Here is a 17,840-nt window from a genome sequence, read left to right as displayed (position 1 = left end):
TGGTGGCCTGATCAGGATAATAGCGATGACAATATTGAAGATGGACCCGGCGGAGTATTCGGTCTCTGCGGAATATCTTTCCCTGATGCTGGAAGTGATGGCGCGGCGCGGTATTCCCAGCGAAGAGCTGCTGGTCGGCACCCAGATCGATGCCGGTTGCTGGCGCGACCCGAAGGCAAGAGTGTCTGCCCAGGATTTCGAAAGGGTGGCCAGCCGTGCGATCCGCATGACGGGCGAGCCCTGGATCGGCTGGGAGTTGGGCGCGTCCATGACGCTCTCCTCCCACGGCTTTCTTGGCTACGCTGCCATGAGCAGCGCTACCCTGGGCGAAGCCCTGGAGCTGGCGGTGAAGTATTTTCGTACCCGCAGCACCATGGTGCAGCTGGAAACCTTCCAGGAAGGCGACATGGCGGTGTTGCAGGTCAATGAGCTGCTCTCCCTGGGGGCGCTTACGCCGCTGACCATGGAGAGCTTGTTCTCCAGCTTTCATTTCATGGGACAGAAGTTGTTGCCCGGGCTGGATGTGCTGGGGGAGCTGCGTTTTTCCTATCCCGAGCCGGATTACTTTGACCGTATGCGGCCGTTGATGCCGGTGCCGGTATATTTTGATTGTGCCTACAACCAGATGCGCTTTCCGGTGGAGCGGATGGACCGTGAATTGCAGTTTGCGGACCCCCGTCTTGCACGGATGGCGGCGGACCAGTGTGAGCAGGAGATGGCCACTATCAAGGCGCCGCCGGCACTGTTGGGGCAGGTGCGCCGGATTATTCTTGCCGGTGGTGGACGTTTTCCCAGTGTTGAAGAAGTTGCCAGTGATTTGCACATGTCCTCACGGACCCTGAAGCGCAAGCTCCAGCAGTTGGGGACCAGCTATCAGGAAATCCTCGATGGCTTGCGCAAAGGGCTGGCGGTGGAGTTTCTTACCCAGTCTGATCACACGGTCGACGAGATTGCCATGTCGTTGGGCTACTCCGATGCCTCAAACTTTGCGCGTGCCTTCCGGCGCTGGACCAGCCGCAGCCCTTCCGATTACCGGACATAGCGACCTGCCTGCCTATGGAGATCAACATGCCCTCACTCCACCCCCGCCTGGCCGCGGATACCCGAGCACTTGGAGAGACCGGCCTGTGCTGGTTGCGCTGGATGAATGACCAGCGCTTTGCCTGGCTGATCATTGTGCCCAAACGTGATGGGCTCCGTGAGTGGCATCATCTGCCCACGGACGAGCAGCGCCAGTTGCTGACGCAGGTGAATGCCCTGGCGGGCCAATTGGAAAGGGTGACCGGGGCCGACAAGATCAATATCGGCGCGCTTGGCAATATGGTGCCCCAGCTGCATATTCACGTCATTGCCCGTTTCGAGGGCGACCCGTGCTGGCCCGGGCCCGTATGGGGGCAGGGACAGCCGGAGCCCTGGGCGGAGGGTGAACAGCCGGGCTGGCTGGACAAGCTGGATCTGTCGGCACTGGAGGGTCTGTGAGCGGCCTGTATCCGCTGTCTGTGCAATGCCCGTGCTGCTGGGAAACCATCGAGGTGCTGATCGATACGTCGGTGGACGAGCAGGAGTACGTGGAGGATTGTCAGGTCTGCTGCCGGCCTTTGCTATTTACGGTGCAGGTGCCGTTTGGCGGTGATGAGCCGGTAGTCGATGTGAGGCCGGAGAATGAGTAGTTCAAAGTTTAAAGTTCAAAGTTGAAAAGCGCGCCAGAGCTGCTTGGGTTCTAAGCCGCCGTGCCCGCGCCATTACCGGCAAGCGCGGGCACGGCATTCAAAAAACTGGGGCAGACTCCGCGTTTAAACTTTGAACTTTAAACTTTCAACTCAGCCCTTGCGGTCGATGTGGCCCAGATCCCGCTCCGGGAAAAGGGCGTCCCGGACCCGCCGCTTCAGCTCGGTAATCTCTGGAAAGCCACCCTCTTCTTTGCGTTCCCAGATGCACTGGTCGTTGGCGGTGATGCGGAAAACGCCGCCGGTTCCCGGTTGCAGTGCCACTTCGTCCAGCTCTTCGCTGAAGGTGCTGAGCAGCTCCTGGGCGTACCAGCCGCTTCTCAGCAGCCAGTTGCACTGGCTGCAGTAGTGGATGGTTACGCGGTACATCAGGCGGGGTCGTTGCCGAGCAGGAAGTCCTGCATCTTGGGGTCTTCCAGCATGCGGGTGATGGCGCCGCTGAGGATCTCGTTGATCATTTCCTGATTGCGTTTTGCGCTGGGGGTGAGAGGCTGGTCGTGCTTGACGCTGCTCTTGTAGGTGCCGGTATAGGCCACGTCAGGGCGGCTCGCTTCCCCGGCCAGTACCAGTGACAGGGTGACGGTGTTGACCACCGATCCTTCTTCGGGCACGTAGTCCAGCTGCTCCAGGCGCACTTCCAGGCGAGTGGCGTTCTCGCCGGGGTTAAAGGCATTGAAGCCCTGCTGTTGCAGGCCCTGACGCACCGCCTCTTCCACGGCGGCTTTCACGTCATTGGCGGGCTGTACCAGCGAAGTCTCCTTGTAGACCCCGCCGCGGGTGCCAAAGGCCAGCTGGTCGCGGGAGTCTACGGCCATAACCTGGACAGGCTGGTTCTGGCCGATGTTGGTGGTCTGCACATTGGCGGCAGGCTTGATTTCGATGGACTGGGGGCTCAGGGCGCAGCCTGCGAAGGCGGCGCTCAGGGTCAGCAGCAGGGCGGCTCGCAGCATGATTTCTCCTGGTTGATCGTGATCAAAAGTTAGTAGGTGCGTTGCAGCGATTCTTCGGCCAGGGTGACCAGCGCATCCTTGTAAGGGGAGGCCGGCACCTCGGCAATCGCATCAAGGGCAAGCCGGGTATGTTCGTCAGCCTTGTCGATGGTGTATTGAAGACCTCCGCTGGCGCGAACAGTTTCAACAATGTGCTGCAGGTGGTCGAGCCCGCCACTGCGAATGGCGTCCTTGATCAGATTGGCCTGCTTCTGAGAGCCATTGGCAATGGTGTGGATCAGCGGCAGGGTGGGCTTGCCTTCGGCCAGGTCATCGCCCACGTTCTTGCCCAGCTCGCTGGCGTCGCCCTGATAGTCCAACACATCGTCAATCAGTTGGAAGGCGATGCCCAGATGGCGGCCGTATTCAGCGAATGCTGCAGTGAAATCCTGATCATCGGTAATGCCCAGTACCGCGCCGGTCTCCGCCGCGGATTCGAACATCTTGGCGGTCTTGTGGTGGATCACCCGCATGTAGTTCTGTTCGGTGGTGTTCGGGTCCCGCACATTGATTAGTTGCAGCACTTCGCCTTCGGAAATGGTGTTGGTGCTCTGTGAAAAGATATCCAGCAGGCGTGGATGGCGCAGCGCTACCATCAGTTGCAGGGCCCGGGAGATCAGGAAATCGCCAACCAGTACGCTGGCAGCGTTGCCCCACACCGCATTCACGGTGGGGCGGCCGCGGCGCAGGTTGGATTCATCCACCACGTCATCATGAAGCAGGGTGGCGGTATGCAAATACTCGATGATGGCTGCCACATCCACATGACGGTCGCCTTCATAGCCGGAGGCGCGGGCACAAAGAATGGCAACAAGGGGGCGCAGTCTCTTGCCGCCGGACTGCACGATGTAGTCGCCCACTTCCCGGATCAGCGGAACGCTGGAGTCGAGGTGTTGGGCAATGAAGGTATCGACGGCAGCAAAATCCTGCTCGACCGAGGCATAAATGGCCTTGAAATCCATGTACTTGAGTCCAGGCGAATGAAGGTGGCGCGACAGCCGGCAATGCTATCAGGGGGGGGCTGGCAGTCAATGTATTCTGCCGTATTGTCATTGTCCGATGTCAAAGCCGCGCGAACTCTGTTGGAGAGCGGGAAAATATCCCGTGTTCAGCATTGCGGAGGCTGGTTATTTGCCGTACACTTCGCGGCCCGATTTAACCCTCTTCCTGGCCTGCAAGTGGTTAGTGCCCTGAGTTAAGGGTGCGCCCGCCTGAGTGGAGCCGTGCTGGAGCACACTGAATGTACGCAGTAATCAAAACTGGTGGCAAGCAGTATCGCGTCGAAGAAGGCGATGTTGTTCGCATCGAGAAAATTGAAGTAGCAACCGGCGAATCCGTGGATTTCGACCAGGTGCTGCTGGTATCCAACGGCGACGACGTCAAAGTCGGTCAGCCGGTTGTGGATGGCGCCAAGGTGACCGCAGAGGTGCTTGAGCAGGGTCGTCACAAGAAAGTGAAGATCCTCAAGTTCCGTCGTCGCAAGCACCACCGCAAGCAACAAGGTCACCGTCAGTGGTACACTGCGGTGAAAATCACCGGGATCCAGGGCTGATCCTTAACAGACAACCGAGAGGATTGAGACATGGCACATAAAAAAGCCGGTGGTAGTACTCGTAACGGTCGCGATTCGCAGAGTAAGCGCCTTGGCGTTAAGCGTTTCGGCGGCCAGCTGGTCAATGCAGGCGAAATCATCGTTCGTCAGCGCGGCACCAAGTTTCACGCTGGCGTCAATGCTGGCATGGGCAAGGATCACACTATCTTTGCTACCGAAACTGGCCGTGTGAAGTTTGAGGTCAAAGGCCCGCTGAGCCGTCAGTACGTGGTTATCGAGCCCGTGGCCTGATCCATCTGGATCATCAAAAAGCCCCGCGAGGCTCTGCCCGCGGGGTTTTTTTGTATTTGAATCAGGGGTTCTGCGCTGTCCCCAAAGTGAATTCCTTGCCGTAGAATGGCACCGATCCGAAAGAGAGTCCTTTTCCATGCAATTTGTCGACGAAGCGACCATTGAAGTACACGCTGGCAAGGGCGGCGATGGCTGCCTGAGTTTCCGTCGTGAAAAGTATGTGGAATTTGGCGGGCCTGACGGCGGTGATGGCGGTGCCGGCGGCAGTGTTTTCTTTCAGGCGGACAGTAACCTGAACACGCTGGTGGATTATCGCTACGAGCGGATCTTCAAGGCCCGCAATGGTGAGCCGGGCAAGGGCCGGCAGATGACCGGCAAATCCGCAGATGACGTGATCCTGCTGGTGCCGGTGGGGACCACGGTGATCGACGTTGACACCGATGAGGTGCTGGCGGATCTGACCGAATCCGGCAAGCCGGTGATGATCGCTCGCTCCGGCCGTGGTGGTCTGGGCAACATCCATTTCAAGAGCAGCACCAACCAGGCGCCGCGCAAGACAACCAAGGGCAAGCCGGGTGAATCCCGTCGCCTGCGCCTTGAGCTCAAGGTGCTGGCGGATGTGGGCTTGCTGGGCATGCCCAATGCCGGCAAGAGTACGCTGATTCGCGCCATTTCCGCGGCCAAGCCCAAGGTGGCGGATTACCCGTTTACCACCTTGGTGCCCAACCTGGGTGTCGTAAAGGCGGATCGCCATCGCAGCTTTGTGGTGGCGGACATTCCTGGCCTGATTGAAGGCGCGGCTGAAGGTGCTGGCCTCGGTATTCGCTTTCTCAAGCATCTGGCTCGCACCCGCTTATTGCTGCATGTGGTGGATCTGGCCCCCATGGATGGCGGTAATCCTGCCGATCATATTGACGCCATCGCGGATGAGCTGGATCAGTTTTCGCCGGCGCTGGCGGAGCAGGAGCGCTGGCTGGTATTCAACAAGATTGATTTGCTAGCGGATGAAGAGGCGGATGCTCGTATTGACGGTATCGTCGAGGAGCTCGGCTGGCAGGGGCCGGTTTTCCGGGTTTCTGCTGCTGCTGGCGTGGGTTGTGAAGAGCTGGTTTATGCGTTGATGAATGCCATTGAGGATCGTCGCCGTCTCGAGGAGGAGGATACCGAGTATGCGGCTGCTCAGCAGGACCTGCGTGCTCGCCTGGAAGAAGAAGCGCGGGACAAGGTGCAGGAGCTCAAGGCGGAGGCTCGCCGTGCCCGCGACAATGACCGGGATGATGACGACGATGATGACGATCACGATGTGGAGATCGTCTACGAGCCCTGATATTTCGTAGTGCGGAAATGGGGCCGTGCCCGTCTCCGCCGTGACTGCATTGGCTGGCGGAGATTGGCTGACGCCAATTTCCGCCCTACGGAACCTGTAAGGAGCGAAGGTGGCAGATCGCCAGCGTTGGGTAATCAAGATCGGCAGTGCCCTGCTGACCAATGACGGCAAGGGGTTGGATTGTGCCCTCATGCAGTCATGGGTGGATCGCATGGTCATGCTGCGTGAGCGTGACATTGAGGTGGTGATCGTGTCTTCCGGGGCGGTTGCTGAAGGCATGACTCGCCTGGGTTGGTCCCGTCGCCCGGATTCCGTCCATGAACTGCAGGCCGCCGCTGCCGTGGGTCAGATGGGGCTGGTGCAGGCCTGGGAGTCCCGCTTCCAGAAACATAATCTGCACACCGCCCAGGTGTTGCTGACTCATGATGATCTTTCCGACCGCAAGCGCTACCTGAATGGTCGCTCCACGCTGCTCACCCTGCTGGGTTTTGGCGTGGTGCCGGTGGTGAATGAGAACGATACCGTGGTCACCGACGAAATCCGTTTTGGCGATAACGACACCTTGGCGGCGCTGGTGGCCAATCTGGTGGAGGCGGATCATCTGGTCATTCTTACCGATCAGGAGGGTCTGTTTGATGCCGACCCCCGCAATAATCCGGATGCCAAATTGATTGCCGAGGCGCAGGCGTCGGACCCGCTGATCGAGCGGGTGGCCGGCGGTGGCGGCTTGCTGGGGCGCGGTGGCATGGCGACCAAGGTGCGTGCGGCCAAGCTGGCGGCTCGTTCCGGCGCCCTGACAACCATTGCGTCGGGGCGTAGTCCTGAGGTGCTGATCGAGTTGGCGGAGGGTCGGGGCCCGGGTACCACCTTATTGCCGGACACTTCCCCCATGAATGCCCGCAAGCAGTGGTTGGCTGGGCATCTGCAGATGCGCGGTCGGGTCGTCCTGGATGCCGGTGCGGTCAAGCGCGTCCGTGAAGGCGGCTCCAGCCTGTTGCCTGTCGGGGTGGTGGATGTATTCGGCCAGTTTTCCCGGGGCGAGATGGTGGCTTGCGAAACCGAGCAGGGTGAGCGTATCGCCTGCGGGCTGGCCAACTACGATGCGGCCGATGCTCGTCGTTTGTGCGGCAAGAAGAGTTCAGAGATTGCCGATGTGCTTGGCTTCATGAACGAAGAGGAGCTGATCCACCGGGATAATATGGTGGTGGTCGACGCTGGAGGCCAGACGCTGGACGCCTGAAGGGGTTTTGCGTGCAGCCTGTTGCGTGAAGCGTGATGCAGCCGCAGAGCGGCATAAAAAAACCGGCACGAGGCCGGTTTTTTTGTGTCCACCAAGAGGCTTAGGCAGCCATTGCCTTGATCTTGGTGTTCAGGCGGCTCTTGTGGCGAGCTGCCTTGTTCGGGTGAAACTTGCCCTTGCGGGTGGCTTTGTCCAGCACGGATACCGCTTGGGTGTAAGCTTCCTGGGCGGCACCTTGGTCGCCGGACGCAATAGCCGCGTTCACCTTCTTCAGGTATGTGCGCACCATGGAGCGCATCGCTGCGTTGTGCTGACGGCGCTTTTCCGCCTGACGCGCACGCTTGCGTGCTTGCGGTGAATTAGCCAAGGTCCTGCTCCTATCTTGAATTCTGAAATCGAAATTGGTTTATGACACAAGCCGTGATCGGCCGGCCCGCACCGTTGAGACCCGAGTTGATGGTCAAAAAACAGGCGTGCCACGGTCTAAAGACGCGCAACTATGCCGATCTCGAGGGGCGTTGTCAATGGAAAAGCGGGCGTGAAATGATCATCGGTAGCGGTTGTGCTGGCCTTTCGCTAATCTTGCCCGGTTCTGCCCTGCAGGAGGGCTGTTTTCAGGCTTTTGCCGCCGCGCCCATGGAGACTTGATGAGCGAAGAAAAGGATACACCGCAGCAGGACCGCCCGAAACAGGCCGGTTTGCTCGCGTCCACGCTGGTGGTGTCGGCCATGACCATGCTGTCGCGGGTGCTGGGGCTGGTGCGCGATGTGGTGATCGCTCGTATGCTGGGGGCCTCCGCAGGGGCGGATGCTTTCTTTGTGGCCCTGAAAATTCCCAATTTCCTGCGTCGGCTGTTTGCTGAGGGGGCCTTTAACCAGGCCTTTGTGCCGGTGCTGGGGGAATACCGAAGCAAAGGCAGCCTGGCCGCGACCAAGCTGTTGGTCGACCGGGTGGCGGGGACGCTGGGCGGTACCCTGATGCTGGTGACATTGTTGGGAGTGATCGGTGCACCGGCCATTATCTGGGTGTTTGCCCCCGGATTCGGGGATGACCCGCACAAACGGGCCCTGGCTGTGGAAATGTTGCGGCTGACCTTTCCTTATCTGTTCTTTATTGCGCTCACTGCCTTTGCCGGCGGTATTCTGAACACCTGGAACCGCTTTGCCGTGCCGGCTTTCACCCCGGTATTACTGAACCTGAGCCTGATCGGCTGCGCCCTGTTTCTGACGCCATACTTTGCTGAAGACCGCATGGCGGTGGCGCTGGCCTGGGGGGTGCTGATTGCCGGGGCGGTGCAGCTGCTGTTCCAGCTGCCATTTCTGGCACGGCTGAATCTGATGCCGGTGCCTCGCATGGGGTGGAAGGACCCGGGGGTGCGCAAGATCATGAAGCTGATGGTGCCGGCCCTGTTCGGGGCTTCGGTCTATCAGCTCAACTCTCTGGTGAATACCGTGCTAGCCTCGTTGCTGGAGACGGGCTCGGTGACCTGGCTTTACTACACAGATCGCCTGATTGAGCTGCCGCTGGGGATCTTTGCGGTAGCCATCGGCACGGTGATCCTGCCCAGCCTGTCGAAACAGCATGCGGAGTCGGACCCGGAAAATTTCTCGCGGATGATGGATTGGGCAATTCGCATGGTGCTCTTGATAGGGCTGCCGGCGGCGCTGGCGCTGGCTGTGCTGGCCGAGCCGTTGCTCTCGACCCTGTTTCAGTATGGCGAGTTCACCGCCTTTGATGTGGCGAAGACCGCGCAATCATTGCGTGCTTACAGTGCCGGCTTGCTGGCGGCCATGCTGATCAAGGTGTTGGCGCCCGGTTTCTATGCCCGCCAGGACACCAAAACACCGGTGAAAATCGGGGTGTTGGCCATGCTGGCCAATATGGTTTTCGGGGCCTTGCTGGTATGGGAGATGCGTCATGTGGGCCTGGCCACGGCCATGGCTCTGTCTGCCTGGCTGAATGCTGGCTTGCTCTATATTGGCTTGCGTCGGGCCGGGGTTTACACGCCGCAGGCGGGTTGGTTGTTCCACTGGGGCAGGATGCTGGTGGCCGGGGTCGGCATGGCCGCGGCGACCTGGTGGCTGGCCGGGCAGACCACAGTATGGACCGAGGCAGGCGTGCTGCAGCGGGTTGGATGGCTGGCGCTGATCGTGGTCTCCGGGCTGCTGCTTTACGCTTTGGCGCTGGTGATTCTTGGACTGAGAGTGCGACATCTGCGGCGCTGATGGAGCGCACTGATGTTCTGTGTATGACAAAAAAGCAGGATTATCGGCCAAGGGGCGCAAGCGTGTTGCGTGTTGCACGTTGCGTTCCTGTATAATCGTGCGTCTTTCAAGGCGAGGGTGAGATGCGACTGATTCGCGGCATTCACAATCTGCGCGACAGGCATCGCGGCTGTGTGGCCACCATTGGCAATTTCGATGGGGTGCATCAGGGACATCAGAAGATCCTCGATCAGGTGATTGCGGAAGCCCGTCGCCGTGGCAGCAAGGCCACGGTGATGCTGTTCGAGCCCCAGCCCCAGGAATTCTTTGCGCCGGATCAGGCTCCTGCCCGGCTGATGTCCCTGCGTGACAAGCTGATCGCGTTGCGTGAAACCGGGGTCGATCAGGTATTGTGCGTGCGCTTCGATGACCGTTTTCGCTCACTCACCGCTGAGGCGTTTGTGCGCAGTCTGCTGGTGGAGGGGCTGGGCATCGAATATCTGGTGGTGGGTGATGATTTCCGTTTCGGTTGTGGTCGTGATGGTGATTTCGCCTATCTGCAACAGGCCGGTGAGCAATTCGGTTTTGCGGTTACCGACACGGCCACCTGCGAGATTGACGGAGAGCGGGTGTCCAGCACCCGGGTGCGGGCAGCTCTCGAGGACGGTGATTTTACACTGGCGGAAACCCTGTTGGGGCGCCCCTTCAGCATCAGTGGTCGGGTTCGCCACGGTGACAAGATCGGCCGCACCCTCAATCTGCCCACGGTGAATCTGGCACTGAAGCGCTTGCGCTCGCCATTACAGGGCATTTTTGCGGTGACTGTGGAGGGTGAAGGGTTTAACGGGCAGCCCGGTGCCGCCAATATGGGCACCCGGCCCACGGTGAATGGCACGGAAAACCGCCTGGAAGTCCATCTGCTGGACTACACCGACGCCGGTGTTGGCAAGGACAGCCTGTATGGGAAACATCTATCGGTCGCGTTCCGCCATTATGTGCGGGCGGAAGAGAAATTTGCGGATCTGGACCAGCTAAAGACTGCTATCTGGCAGGATGTTGAGGCGGTCCGAGACTACTTTGATAAGACGGGACAATCCAAGACGGTACTATGACGGACTACAAGGCAACGCTTAACCTTCCCCATACCGACTTCCCCATGAAGGCCGGTCTGTCCCAGCGTGAACCCGCGCGCTTGAAAGCGTGGCAGGAAAAAGAGCTCTATCAGAAGATTCGCACGGCCTTTGCCGGCCGTCCCAAATTCATTCTTCACGATGGCCCTCCCTACGCCAACGGCAACATTCACATTGGCCATGCGGTGAACAAGATCCTCAAGGACATGATCGTCAAGTCGCGCACCCTGGCGGGTTTTGATGCCCCCTATGTGCCGGGCTGGGACTGTCATGGTCTGCCCATCGAGCTGATGGTGGAAAAGAAGGTGGGCAAGGCCGGCCACAAGGTGGATGCGCGCACCTTCCGTCAGAAGTGTCGCGAGTACGCCAGCAAGCAGGTAGAAGGCCAGAAGGCAGACTTCAAGCGCCTGGGCGTGTTTGGTGACTGGGACAATCCCTACCTGACCATGGATTATGGCTTCGAAGCCAATATCATCCGAGGCCTGGGCAAGATCGTCGATAACGGCCACCTGCAGCAGGGCTTCAAGCCGGTGCACTGGTGTCTGGACTGTGGTTCTGCCCTGGCCGAAGCGGAGGTGGAGTACTACGACAAGGTTTCCTTCGCCATCGATGTGGCCTTCCCGGTAGTGGACGCGGCGGACTTCAGCGCGCGCAGCGGTATCGAAGCGAAAGCGCCAAGCCTGGTGATCTGGACCACCACGCCCTGGACCCTGCCCGCCAACCGGGCTGTGTCGGTACATCCGGAGCTGGATTATGTGCTGCTGTCCGCCGAGCAGGATGGCGAGGCCCGCGAGTTGCTGGTCGCGGAAGCGCTGGCAGATGATCTGGTAGAAAAGTGGGCCCTGGAGAACGTATCCCGTTCCGCCACGGTGAAAGGTGAAGCGCTGGAAATGCTGTCCCTGCAGCACCCGTTCCTGGACTTCCAGGTGCCGGTGATTCTCGGTGAGCACGTGACTACGGACGCCGGTACCGGCCTGGTGCATACCGCTCCCGGCCATGGTGCCGACGATTTTGTGGTGGGCCAGAAATACGATCTGGATCCGGTGAGCCCGGTGCTGGACAACGGCAAGTTCCGTGATGATCTGGCCGTGGTGGGCGGCGTTCATGTGGCCAAGGCCAATGAGCCGGTGATCGAAGCTTTGAAAGAGCATGGTGCGCTGGTCAAGTTCGCCAAGCTGGAACATAGCTACCCGCACTGCTGGCGCCACAAGACTCCGCTGATTTTCCGTGCCACCGCCCAGTGGTTCGTGTCCATGGACAAGAATGGCTTGCTCGGTCGCGCCCGCCAGGAAGTGGACAAGGTGCAATGGCTGCCGGAATGGGGCAAGGCGCGTATCGAAGGCATGCTTACCGACCGTCCGGACTGGTGTATTTCCCGTCAACGAACCTGGGGCGTGCCCATCACCCTGTTCGTGAACAAGGAAACCAGCGAACTGCACCCGGACACCCCGGCCTTGATTGAGCAGGTGGCCCAGCGTGTTGAGAAGGAAGGCATCGATGCCTGGTTTGACCTGGACCCGGCCCAGCTGCTCGGCGACGAGGCGGACCAGTACAGCAAGGTGACCGATACCCTGGACGTGTGGTTCGATTCCGGTGTTACCCATTACTGTGTGCTGGATCAGCGTGAACAATTACGCGCGCCGGCGGATCTGTATCTGGAAGGCTCAGACCAGCACCGTGGCTGGTTCCAGTCTTCATTGCTCACTAGCCTGGCGATCCGCGATGCAGCGCCTTACGACACGGTCCTCACCCACGGTTTCACCGTGGACGAGCAAGGCCGCAAGATGTCCAAGTCCATCGGTAACGTGATCGCTCCGCAGGAAGTGTGGAATGATCTGGGGGCCGATATCCTGCGCCTGTGGGTGGCGGCCACCGACTATCGTGGCGAGATGTCCGTCTCCAGGGACATCCTCAAGCAAATGGGCGACAGCTATCGTCGTATCCGTAATACCAGCCGTTTCCTGCTCTCCAATTTGAGTGGTTTTGATCCCGCTGTGGATGCGTTGCAGCCGGAGCAGATGCTGGCGCTGGATCGTTACATTGTGGATCGTGCCCTGCAGCTGCAGGAGGAGATCAAGGGGCTGTACGACGGCTACCACTTCCACCAGATCTATCAGCGTCTGCATAATTTTTGTGCGCTGGATCTGGGTGGCTTCTATCTGGATATCATCAAGGATCGCCAGTACACCACCCAGGCGGATTCCGTGGCGCGGCGTTCCTGTCAGACCGCGCTGTATCATATTGCCCAGGCACTGGTGCGCTGGATGGCGCCGATCCTCAGCTTCACCGCGGAAGAGATCTACGAGAACCTGCCCGGCGAACGCCTGGATTCCGTGTTCCTGGCAGAATGGTATGACGGCCTGTTTGCGCTGGGTGATGTGGCCATGGGCCGTGAGTTCTGGGAGCAGGTCCAGGACGTGAAGCAGGGTGTGAACAAGGCCATCGAAGGGGCCCGTCGCGACAAGATCATCAAGGGTGGTCTCAGTGCCGAAGTGGTGCTGTTCGTGGATGCTCAACGGCAGGCGCTGCTGGAAAAGCTGGGTGACGAACTGCGCTTTGTGACCATCACCTCTGCCGCTACGCTCAAACCCCTGGCCGAGGCGCCGGCGGAACTGGAAGAGGGCGCTGAAGGGCTTAAAGTGCAGGTCGTGGCTTCTGAAAACACCAAGTGCGTGCGTTGCTGGCACCATCAGCCGGATGTGGGCAGCCATGCCGGTCACGAAGCGCTGTGTGGCCGCTGTGTCACCAACGTGGATGGCGAAGGCGAGGTTCGTCATTTCGCCTGATCATGCCGTAGGGCGGAAATGGGCATCAGCCCATCTCCGCCGGGGCATTCAACGCATTAACCAGGTACATAATCAATGAATGCAGCCAGGATTCCCGGGCAATTGGTGTGGCTCTGGCTCACCGCCGTGGTCATCGTGCTGGACCAGATCACCAAGCATAGGGTCGTGGATCGTTTCTCGCTTTATGAGCGTCTTGAGATCTTTCCCCATTTCAATCTGACGCTGGCCTATAACAGTGGGGCCGCGTTCAGCTTTCTTGCCGATGCCGGGGGCTGGCAGCGCTGGTTCTTTACCGCGGTGGCCGTGGTGGCGTCCGTGATGATTCTGGTCTGGCTGGCTCGATTGACCAAGGCGGAAAAGTTGCAGGGAGCGGCGCTGGCCCTGATCCTTGGCGGCGCCCTGGGCAATTTCTACGATCGCCTGGTATTGGGGCATGTGGTGGACTTCCTGGATTTCTACTGGGGTAACTACCACTTCCCGGCGTTCAACATTGCCGACACCGCGATCACCATCGGCGCCGGCCTGATCCTTCTCGATATGGTGCTGGGAGCGAAAAAGACCGATGACTGAGATTCTCCGCGCAGGCCCGGAAACCCGGGTCACATTGCATTTTGCCGTGCGCCTGATGGACGGTACCGAGATGGACTCCACCTTCGGTGGCGATCCCGCGTCTTTCGTGTGGGGGGATGAATCCCTGTTGCCGGGCTTCGAAAGCTCCATTCGTGGCCTCAAGGCAGGCGACAAGCGCAGCGTCTTTCTGGAGGCTCAAAAGGCCTTCGGCGAGTACAACGAGGAAAACGTGCAGCACTTCACTCGCGATACCTTCGTCCAGTACGACACGCTTGAGCCGGGCATGGTGCTCAGCTTTGCCGATGCCGCCGGTGGCGAATTGCCCGGGGTCATCAGCCGGGTGGAAGACGACTGGGTTTATGTGGACTTCAACCACCCCCTGGCCGGCCGCGACCTGACCTTCGAGGTGGAAATCGTTTCAGTAGAACGCTACGCCCCCGAGCAACCGGTGACACTCAATTAATAGTGAATAATGAATAGTTAATAACGAGAGAGTAAAGTGGGTGCGTGGCCCGCAGGGCTGAGCTATTAATTATTAACTATTAATTATTAATTGCCTTATGGAAATTCGTCTCGCCAACCCCCGCGGCTTCTGTGCCGGGGTGGATCGTGCCATCGACATCGTCAACCGGGCCCTGGAAGTCTTCGGGCCGCCCATTCATGTGCGTCACGAAGTGGTCCATAACCGTTTTGTGGTGGACGATCTGCGTCAGCGCGGCGCGGTGTTCGTGGAAGAGCTGCATGAAGTGCCAGACGATGCCATCGTCATCTTCAGTGCCCACGGCGTCTCCAAGGCGGTACAGCAGGAGGCGGAGCGGCGTCAGCTGAAGGTCTTCGACGCCACCTGCCCATTGGTCACCAAGGTGCACATGGAAGTGATTCGTTATGCCCGCGAGGGTCGCGAAAGCATCTTGATCGGCCATGAAGGCCATCCGGAAGTGGAAGGCACCATGGGGCAGTATGACAAGTCCTTTGGCGGCGATATCTATCTGGTGGAAGACGAGGCCGATGTGGCCGCGCTGCAAGTGCGAGATCCCGCCAAGCTGGCCTTTGTCACCCAGACCACCCTCAGCGTGGATGACACCGCCAAGGTGATCGATGCCCTGCGTGAGCGTTTTCCGGACATTCATGGCCCCAAGCGTGAAGATATCTGCTACGCCACCACCAATCGGCAGGATGCGGTTCGCCAGTTAGCCCTGGAATGCGATCTGGTGCTGGTGGTGGGCTCGGTGAACAGTTCCAATTCCAATCGTCTGCGGGAACTCGCGGAGCGTTGTGGGACCGAAGCCTATCTGCTGGATGAGCCAGGCCAGATCGACCAGGCATGGCTGGCGGGAAAGAAGACCGTTGGCGTCACCGCTGGTGCCAGTGCCCCGGAAGAGCTGGTGCAGCAAGTGATTGCCACACTCAAGGCCTTCGGTGGCCAGGATGCTGAAGAGATCCCTGGCCGTGAAGAAAATATTCGCTTTTCCATGCCCAAGGCGTTACGTCCGTAACGCCTGTCCTTTTTGTGCCTCCGTCCGGAGCATCATTGCTTTTTTATTGGCCTAATACTTTTGTATAGGCATAAAGTTGCGCCAGTCTACGACGATAGTGTGAGGCTTTTCACACCCGAAAGTACCAAAAGTCATTACATTTCAGCAGCTTATACCGTTCGGTGCCGTCAAGGCCCCACTGGTCTCCATTCGATTGATGCATGACCGGCCATGTTTACAGTAGTACGCAGGCTAGAAAAGAAAAATTATTGGGGCGCAGATGAGTAACTCACTTTCCCTACGTCATCAGACGGGGTTCACCCTCATTGAACTGATTGTGTCGATCCTGATCGTCGCAATCACGGCGGCCATTGCCGTGCCGGCGTTCAATGAGATGCAGGCCCGGGGGGCTATTCGTGCCACGGCGTCGGATTTTGTGACGGCCGTCAATGTCGCCCGTGTGCAGGCTGTCAGCCTGCGAACCACCGTGACCCTGAAGCCGGTTTCGGGCAGCAACTGGAGTAGTGGCTGGGTGATCGAGTACCCGGCAACCGTGACCACAGAACAGAACCAGACTTTTCTTCCCAGTGGGACGAGCACGCTGGTGTCAGAGGGTGGGCTCAGCGAGATCCAGTTTCGCAACAATGGCCTGACCAATGCGGGTGAAGCCGAGTTTTCCCTCTGTGATGCCCGCAGTGGCGAGAGAGGGAGAACCATCACCATTTCCCCCTTTGGCAAGGTAACCAATGAAGTGAAGAGTTGCAGCTGATGAAATTTTCCAGGAAGAAAAAGCAGCAGGGTGTAGGGCTTATCGAAGTGCTGGTGTCCATGCTGGTGCTGGCCATTGGCGTTCTGGGTTATGCCGCCATGCAGCTGACTGCACTCAAAGCCTCCGAAGATGCTAATAACCGCGCTCAGGCTACCTTGCTGGCCCAGGGTGCCCTGGAAAGTTTTTTTGCCAATGAGGTGGCCATGGCCACCTATATGGATGTGGATAATTGGCCCGAAGACGGAGTGGCTCCGGGAGCCGGCCTTGGCAGCTTGAAGGACTGTATTGACAGTTTTTGTGATGCTGCAGGCATGGCGGACTGGGATATCGAAGTGCTTGCCTGGCAGGCGGGGAATCTTCTTCCGGGGGGGAGGATCGCAGTGGATGATTGCCAGCATGCGGCGGCAATCAGCTGTGTATCCGTGAGCTGGAATCAGCAAACCCCGGAGGACTGTTTGACCAATACTGGGGTGAATACGGATGAGGGCACGTCGTGTGTGGTGATGGAGGTGGCACGATGAAACGTCAGCAAGGTTTCAGTCTGGTTGAGCTGATGGTGGCGCTGTTGCTGGGGTTGCTGATCACTGGCGCGGCGGTGCAGCTGTTCCTGACCAATCAACGTTCCTTTCTACTTCAGCAAACACTGTCCCGCGTGCAGGAAAATGGTCAGTTGTTTGTGCGATTTCTGGTGACGGATCTGCGGCGCACCGGTCTTGAAATGAGTGATGTGGCATCTGCGGTCAACAAAGGCGTCCAGTTTGCGGTCGCAGACGGTCTGCCCGGCTCATCAAACGGTGCGGATTATGATCGGCTGACGGTCTCTTACCACGGTGTCACAGACTGTGAAGGTTCGGTGTCCGCGATCACGGTGGATGTGGTGAATACCTATTTCGTCAACGCTGACAGCGAACTGGTCTGCCAGGGAAATCTGACCGGTGGGGGCGGTGTGGTATTGCTGGATGGTGTAGAAGCTTTTGAGGTGCTTTACGGGATTGACGAAGTTGTTGACGGTTTCGCCAACGTTAATCGTTATGTGGAGGCGGGTTCCCAGGGCGCGAACCCGGTTATTGCGGTGCGTTTTGCCGTGCTGTTGAAAGAAGAGAGCAACAACTTGCCGGAGAGTGATGGAAACCGGCAAATCCATGTATTGACCAAGACCGTTTCTGAGCCTGCGGACCGCGCCGTCCGTCGCGTCTTCATGTCAACGGTGAAATTACGCAACTACAACTGGGATGCGGTATGAACACAAACGTTATGACTTTGCACCGGCAGAAGGGCGCGGCATTGATGGTGGCCCTGATGATTCTGGTGGTGGTGTCCCTGCTGGGCGTCTCGGCAATGAAGTCCAGTGTGTTCTCCACCAAGGTAGCAACCAGCACCCAGGCGGATGCCATGACATTTGAGGCTGCAGAAACCGCCTTGACGGAGACCTATGCGGAACTCAACCAGATGGATGGTCAGGAGCTGTATAACAACCTGGCGGGGGCGAATGTGTTTCAGCGGTGCGTATCAGAAGACAACACCAGCCAGGAAGGGGTGTGTGGGAATAGCGATCATCTGGATTCTCGAGGTTTGTTGAAAGCATCTTCCACAAGCCGACTGAACGGCTATGAGCCAGTGGCCGGTTCCCAGATTAGTAGTTCTGGAGGCGGAGCCATTTTTGTGGATTACAAGATCGCCATGCTTGGCGAGAGTGAAATGAACAGTTTCAACCTGGAAAACCACCACCTTCAGGAAGCGTTGAAGCGCGGTATCAAACCAGGCTCAGAGATTGAATAGG

At 58.8% G+C, this 17,840-nt stretch carries 22 protein-coding genes; 18 read left to right on the top strand and 4 right to left on the bottom strand.

Annotated elements, in window-relative coordinates:
• Positions 1–25 precede the first annotated feature (25 nt).
• The 3 genes from HF945_RS12380 to HF945_RS12370 are packed head-to-tail and all read left to right on the top strand — an operon-like array spanning position 26 to position 1,670.
• Positions 26–1,042: an AraC family transcriptional regulator gene (locus HF945_RS12380; RefSeq protein WP_290522902.1), complete on the top strand. Its 1,017-nt coding sequence runs from the start codon at positions 26–28 to the stop codon at positions 1,040–1,042.
• Between the two features lie 26 nt (positions 1,043–1,068).
• Positions 1,069–1,479: an HIT family protein gene (locus HF945_RS12375; RefSeq protein ID WP_290522901.1), complete on the top strand. Its 411-nt coding sequence runs from the start codon at positions 1,069–1,071 to the stop codon at positions 1,477–1,479.
• Positions 1,476–1,670: a CPXCG motif-containing cysteine-rich protein gene (locus HF945_RS12370; RefSeq protein ID WP_290522900.1), complete on the top strand. Its 195-nt coding sequence runs from the start codon at positions 1,476–1,478 to the stop codon at positions 1,668–1,670. The genes HF945_RS12375 and HF945_RS12370 overlap by 4 nt, the downstream gene beginning before the upstream one ends.
• Positions 1,671–1,820: 150 nt before the next feature.
• Here the strand turns inward: HF945_RS12370 and HF945_RS12365 are convergent, their stop codons facing one another.
• From HF945_RS12365 to HF945_RS12355, 3 genes are read right to left on the bottom strand one after another with little or no spacing between them, the layout of a single operon-like run.
• Entirely contained in the window at positions 1,821–2,096 is a 276-nt protein-coding gene (locus HF945_RS12365) for a SelT/SelW/SelH family protein (RefSeq protein ID WP_290522899.1), read from the bottom strand.
• Positions 2,096–2,677 carry a YajG family lipoprotein gene (locus tag HF945_RS12360; RefSeq protein ID WP_290522898.1) on the bottom strand — a complete coding sequence of 194 codons (582 nt, stop codon included), beginning with the start codon at positions 2,675–2,677 and terminating at the stop codon, positions 2,096–2,098. The genes HF945_RS12365 and HF945_RS12360 overlap by 1 nt, the downstream gene beginning before the upstream one ends.
• A gap of 29 nt (positions 2,678–2,706) precedes the next feature.
• Complete coding sequence (locus HF945_RS12355) at positions 2,707–3,678, bottom strand: polyprenyl synthetase family protein (RefSeq protein WP_290522897.1); 972 nt, start codon at positions 3,676–3,678, stop codon at positions 2,707–2,709.
• A 278-nt stretch (positions 3,679–3,956) separates the two neighbouring features.
• Here HF945_RS12355 and rplU point away from each other — a divergent pair, with 278 nt between their 5' ends.
• From rplU to proB, 4 genes are all read left to right on the top strand, one after another.
• Entirely contained in the window at positions 3,957–4,268 is a 312-nt protein-coding gene (gene rplU, locus HF945_RS12350) for a 50S ribosomal protein L21 (RefSeq protein ID WP_290522896.1), read from the top strand.
• Positions 4,269–4,298: 30 nt separating this feature from the next.
• Positions 4,299–4,559 carry a 50S ribosomal protein L27 gene (rpmA, locus tag HF945_RS12345; RefSeq protein WP_022986434.1) on the top strand — a complete coding sequence of 87 codons (261 nt, stop codon included), beginning with the start codon at positions 4,299–4,301 and terminating at the stop codon, positions 4,557–4,559.
• A 136-nt stretch (positions 4,560–4,695) separates the two neighbouring features.
• Complete coding sequence (gene cgtA, locus HF945_RS12340; RefSeq protein ID WP_290522895.1) at positions 4,696–5,886, top strand: Obg family GTPase CgtA; 1,191 nt, start codon at positions 4,696–4,698, stop codon at positions 5,884–5,886.
• A gap of 109 nt (positions 5,887–5,995) precedes the next feature.
• Positions 5,996–7,126: a glutamate 5-kinase gene (gene proB, locus HF945_RS12335; protein WP_290522894.1), complete on the top strand. Its 1,131-nt coding sequence runs from the start codon at positions 5,996–5,998 to the stop codon at positions 7,124–7,126.
• Positions 7,127–7,226: 100 nt separating this feature from the next.
• On the opposite strand, the gene rpsT is transcribed toward proB, so the two are convergent.
• A complete protein-coding gene (gene rpsT / locus HF945_RS12330) occupies positions 7,227–7,493 on the bottom strand; it encodes a 30S ribosomal protein S20 (RefSeq protein WP_022986431.1) in 267 nt (88 codons plus the stop codon).
• Positions 7,494–7,534: 41 nt separating this feature from the next.
• On the opposite strand from rpsT, the gene HF945_RS12325 reads away from it, so the two are divergent.
• The 11 genes from HF945_RS12325 to HF945_RS12275 all read left to right on the top strand — a co-directional run bounded on the left by HF945_RS12325 (position 7,535) and on the right by HF945_RS12275 (position 17,839).
• Positions 7,535–7,774 carry a hypothetical protein gene (locus tag HF945_RS12325; protein ID WP_290522893.1) on the top strand — a complete coding sequence of 80 codons (240 nt, stop codon included), beginning with the start codon at positions 7,535–7,537 and terminating at the stop codon, positions 7,772–7,774.
• On the top strand, positions 7,774–9,351 hold the full coding sequence (gene murJ / locus HF945_RS12320) for a murein biosynthesis integral membrane protein MurJ (RefSeq protein WP_290522892.1): 1,578 nt from the start codon (positions 7,774–7,776) through the stop codon (positions 9,349–9,351). The genes HF945_RS12325 and murJ overlap by 1 nt, the downstream gene beginning before the upstream one ends.
• 122 nt (positions 9,352–9,473) lie before the next feature.
• The gene (gene ribF / locus HF945_RS12315; protein WP_290522891.1) at positions 9,474–10,442 is read left to right on the top strand and encodes a bifunctional riboflavin kinase/FAD synthetase; all 969 of its coding nucleotides are present in this window, start codon (positions 9,474–9,476) and stop codon (positions 10,440–10,442) included.
• Positions 10,439–13,246, top strand: a complete 2,808-nt coding sequence (gene ileS, locus HF945_RS12310; RefSeq protein ID WP_290522890.1) for an isoleucine--tRNA ligase — start codon at positions 10,439–10,441, stop codon at positions 13,244–13,246. Before ribF ends, ileS begins: the two co-directional genes overlap by 4 nt.
• A 75-nt stretch (positions 13,247–13,321) precedes the next feature.
• Positions 13,322–13,816, top strand: a complete 495-nt coding sequence (gene lspA, locus HF945_RS12305) for a signal peptidase II (protein ID WP_290522889.1) — start codon at positions 13,322–13,324, stop codon at positions 13,814–13,816.
• Complete coding sequence (locus HF945_RS12300; RefSeq protein WP_290522888.1) at positions 13,809–14,279, top strand: peptidylprolyl isomerase; 471 nt, start codon at positions 13,809–13,811, stop codon at positions 14,277–14,279. The genes lspA and HF945_RS12300 overlap by 8 nt, the downstream gene beginning before the upstream one ends.
• 97 nt (positions 14,280–14,376) lie before the next feature.
• Positions 14,377–15,312 (top strand): 4-hydroxy-3-methylbut-2-enyl diphosphate reductase, encoded by a 936-nt coding sequence (gene ispH / locus HF945_RS12295; protein ID WP_290522887.1) that lies wholly within the window; start codon positions 14,377–14,379, stop codon positions 15,310–15,312.
• Positions 15,313–15,571: 259 nt separating this feature from the next.
• Positions 15,572–16,060 carry a GspH/FimT family pseudopilin gene (locus tag HF945_RS12290; RefSeq protein ID WP_290522886.1) on the top strand — a complete coding sequence of 163 codons (489 nt, stop codon included), beginning with the start codon at positions 15,572–15,574 and terminating at the stop codon, positions 16,058–16,060.
• The gene (gene pilV / locus HF945_RS12285; RefSeq protein WP_290522885.1) at positions 16,060–16,581 is read left to right on the top strand and encodes a type IV pilus modification protein PilV; all 522 of its coding nucleotides are present in this window, start codon (positions 16,060–16,062) and stop codon (positions 16,579–16,581) included. Before HF945_RS12290 ends, pilV begins: the two co-directional genes overlap by 1 nt.
• Positions 16,578–17,303 (top strand): PilW family protein, encoded by a 726-nt coding sequence (locus tag HF945_RS12280; RefSeq protein WP_290522884.1) that lies wholly within the window; start codon positions 16,578–16,580, stop codon positions 17,301–17,303. Before pilV ends, HF945_RS12280 begins: the two co-directional genes overlap by 4 nt.
• Positions 17,300–17,839 carry a PilX N-terminal domain-containing pilus assembly protein gene (locus HF945_RS12275; RefSeq protein WP_290522883.1) on the top strand — a complete coding sequence of 180 codons (540 nt, stop codon included), beginning with the start codon at positions 17,300–17,302 and terminating at the stop codon, positions 17,837–17,839. Before HF945_RS12280 ends, HF945_RS12275 begins: the two co-directional genes overlap by 4 nt.
• Position 17,840: the final 1 nt, after the last annotated feature.

Origin of the sequence: Alcanivorax sp. (assembly GCF_017794965.1) — a bacterium.
In the GTDB taxonomy this organism is placed as follows: domain Bacteria; phylum Pseudomonadota; class Gammaproteobacteria; order Pseudomonadales; family Alcanivoracaceae; genus Alcanivorax.
This window is presented reverse-complemented; position numbering and strand designations above follow the sequence as displayed.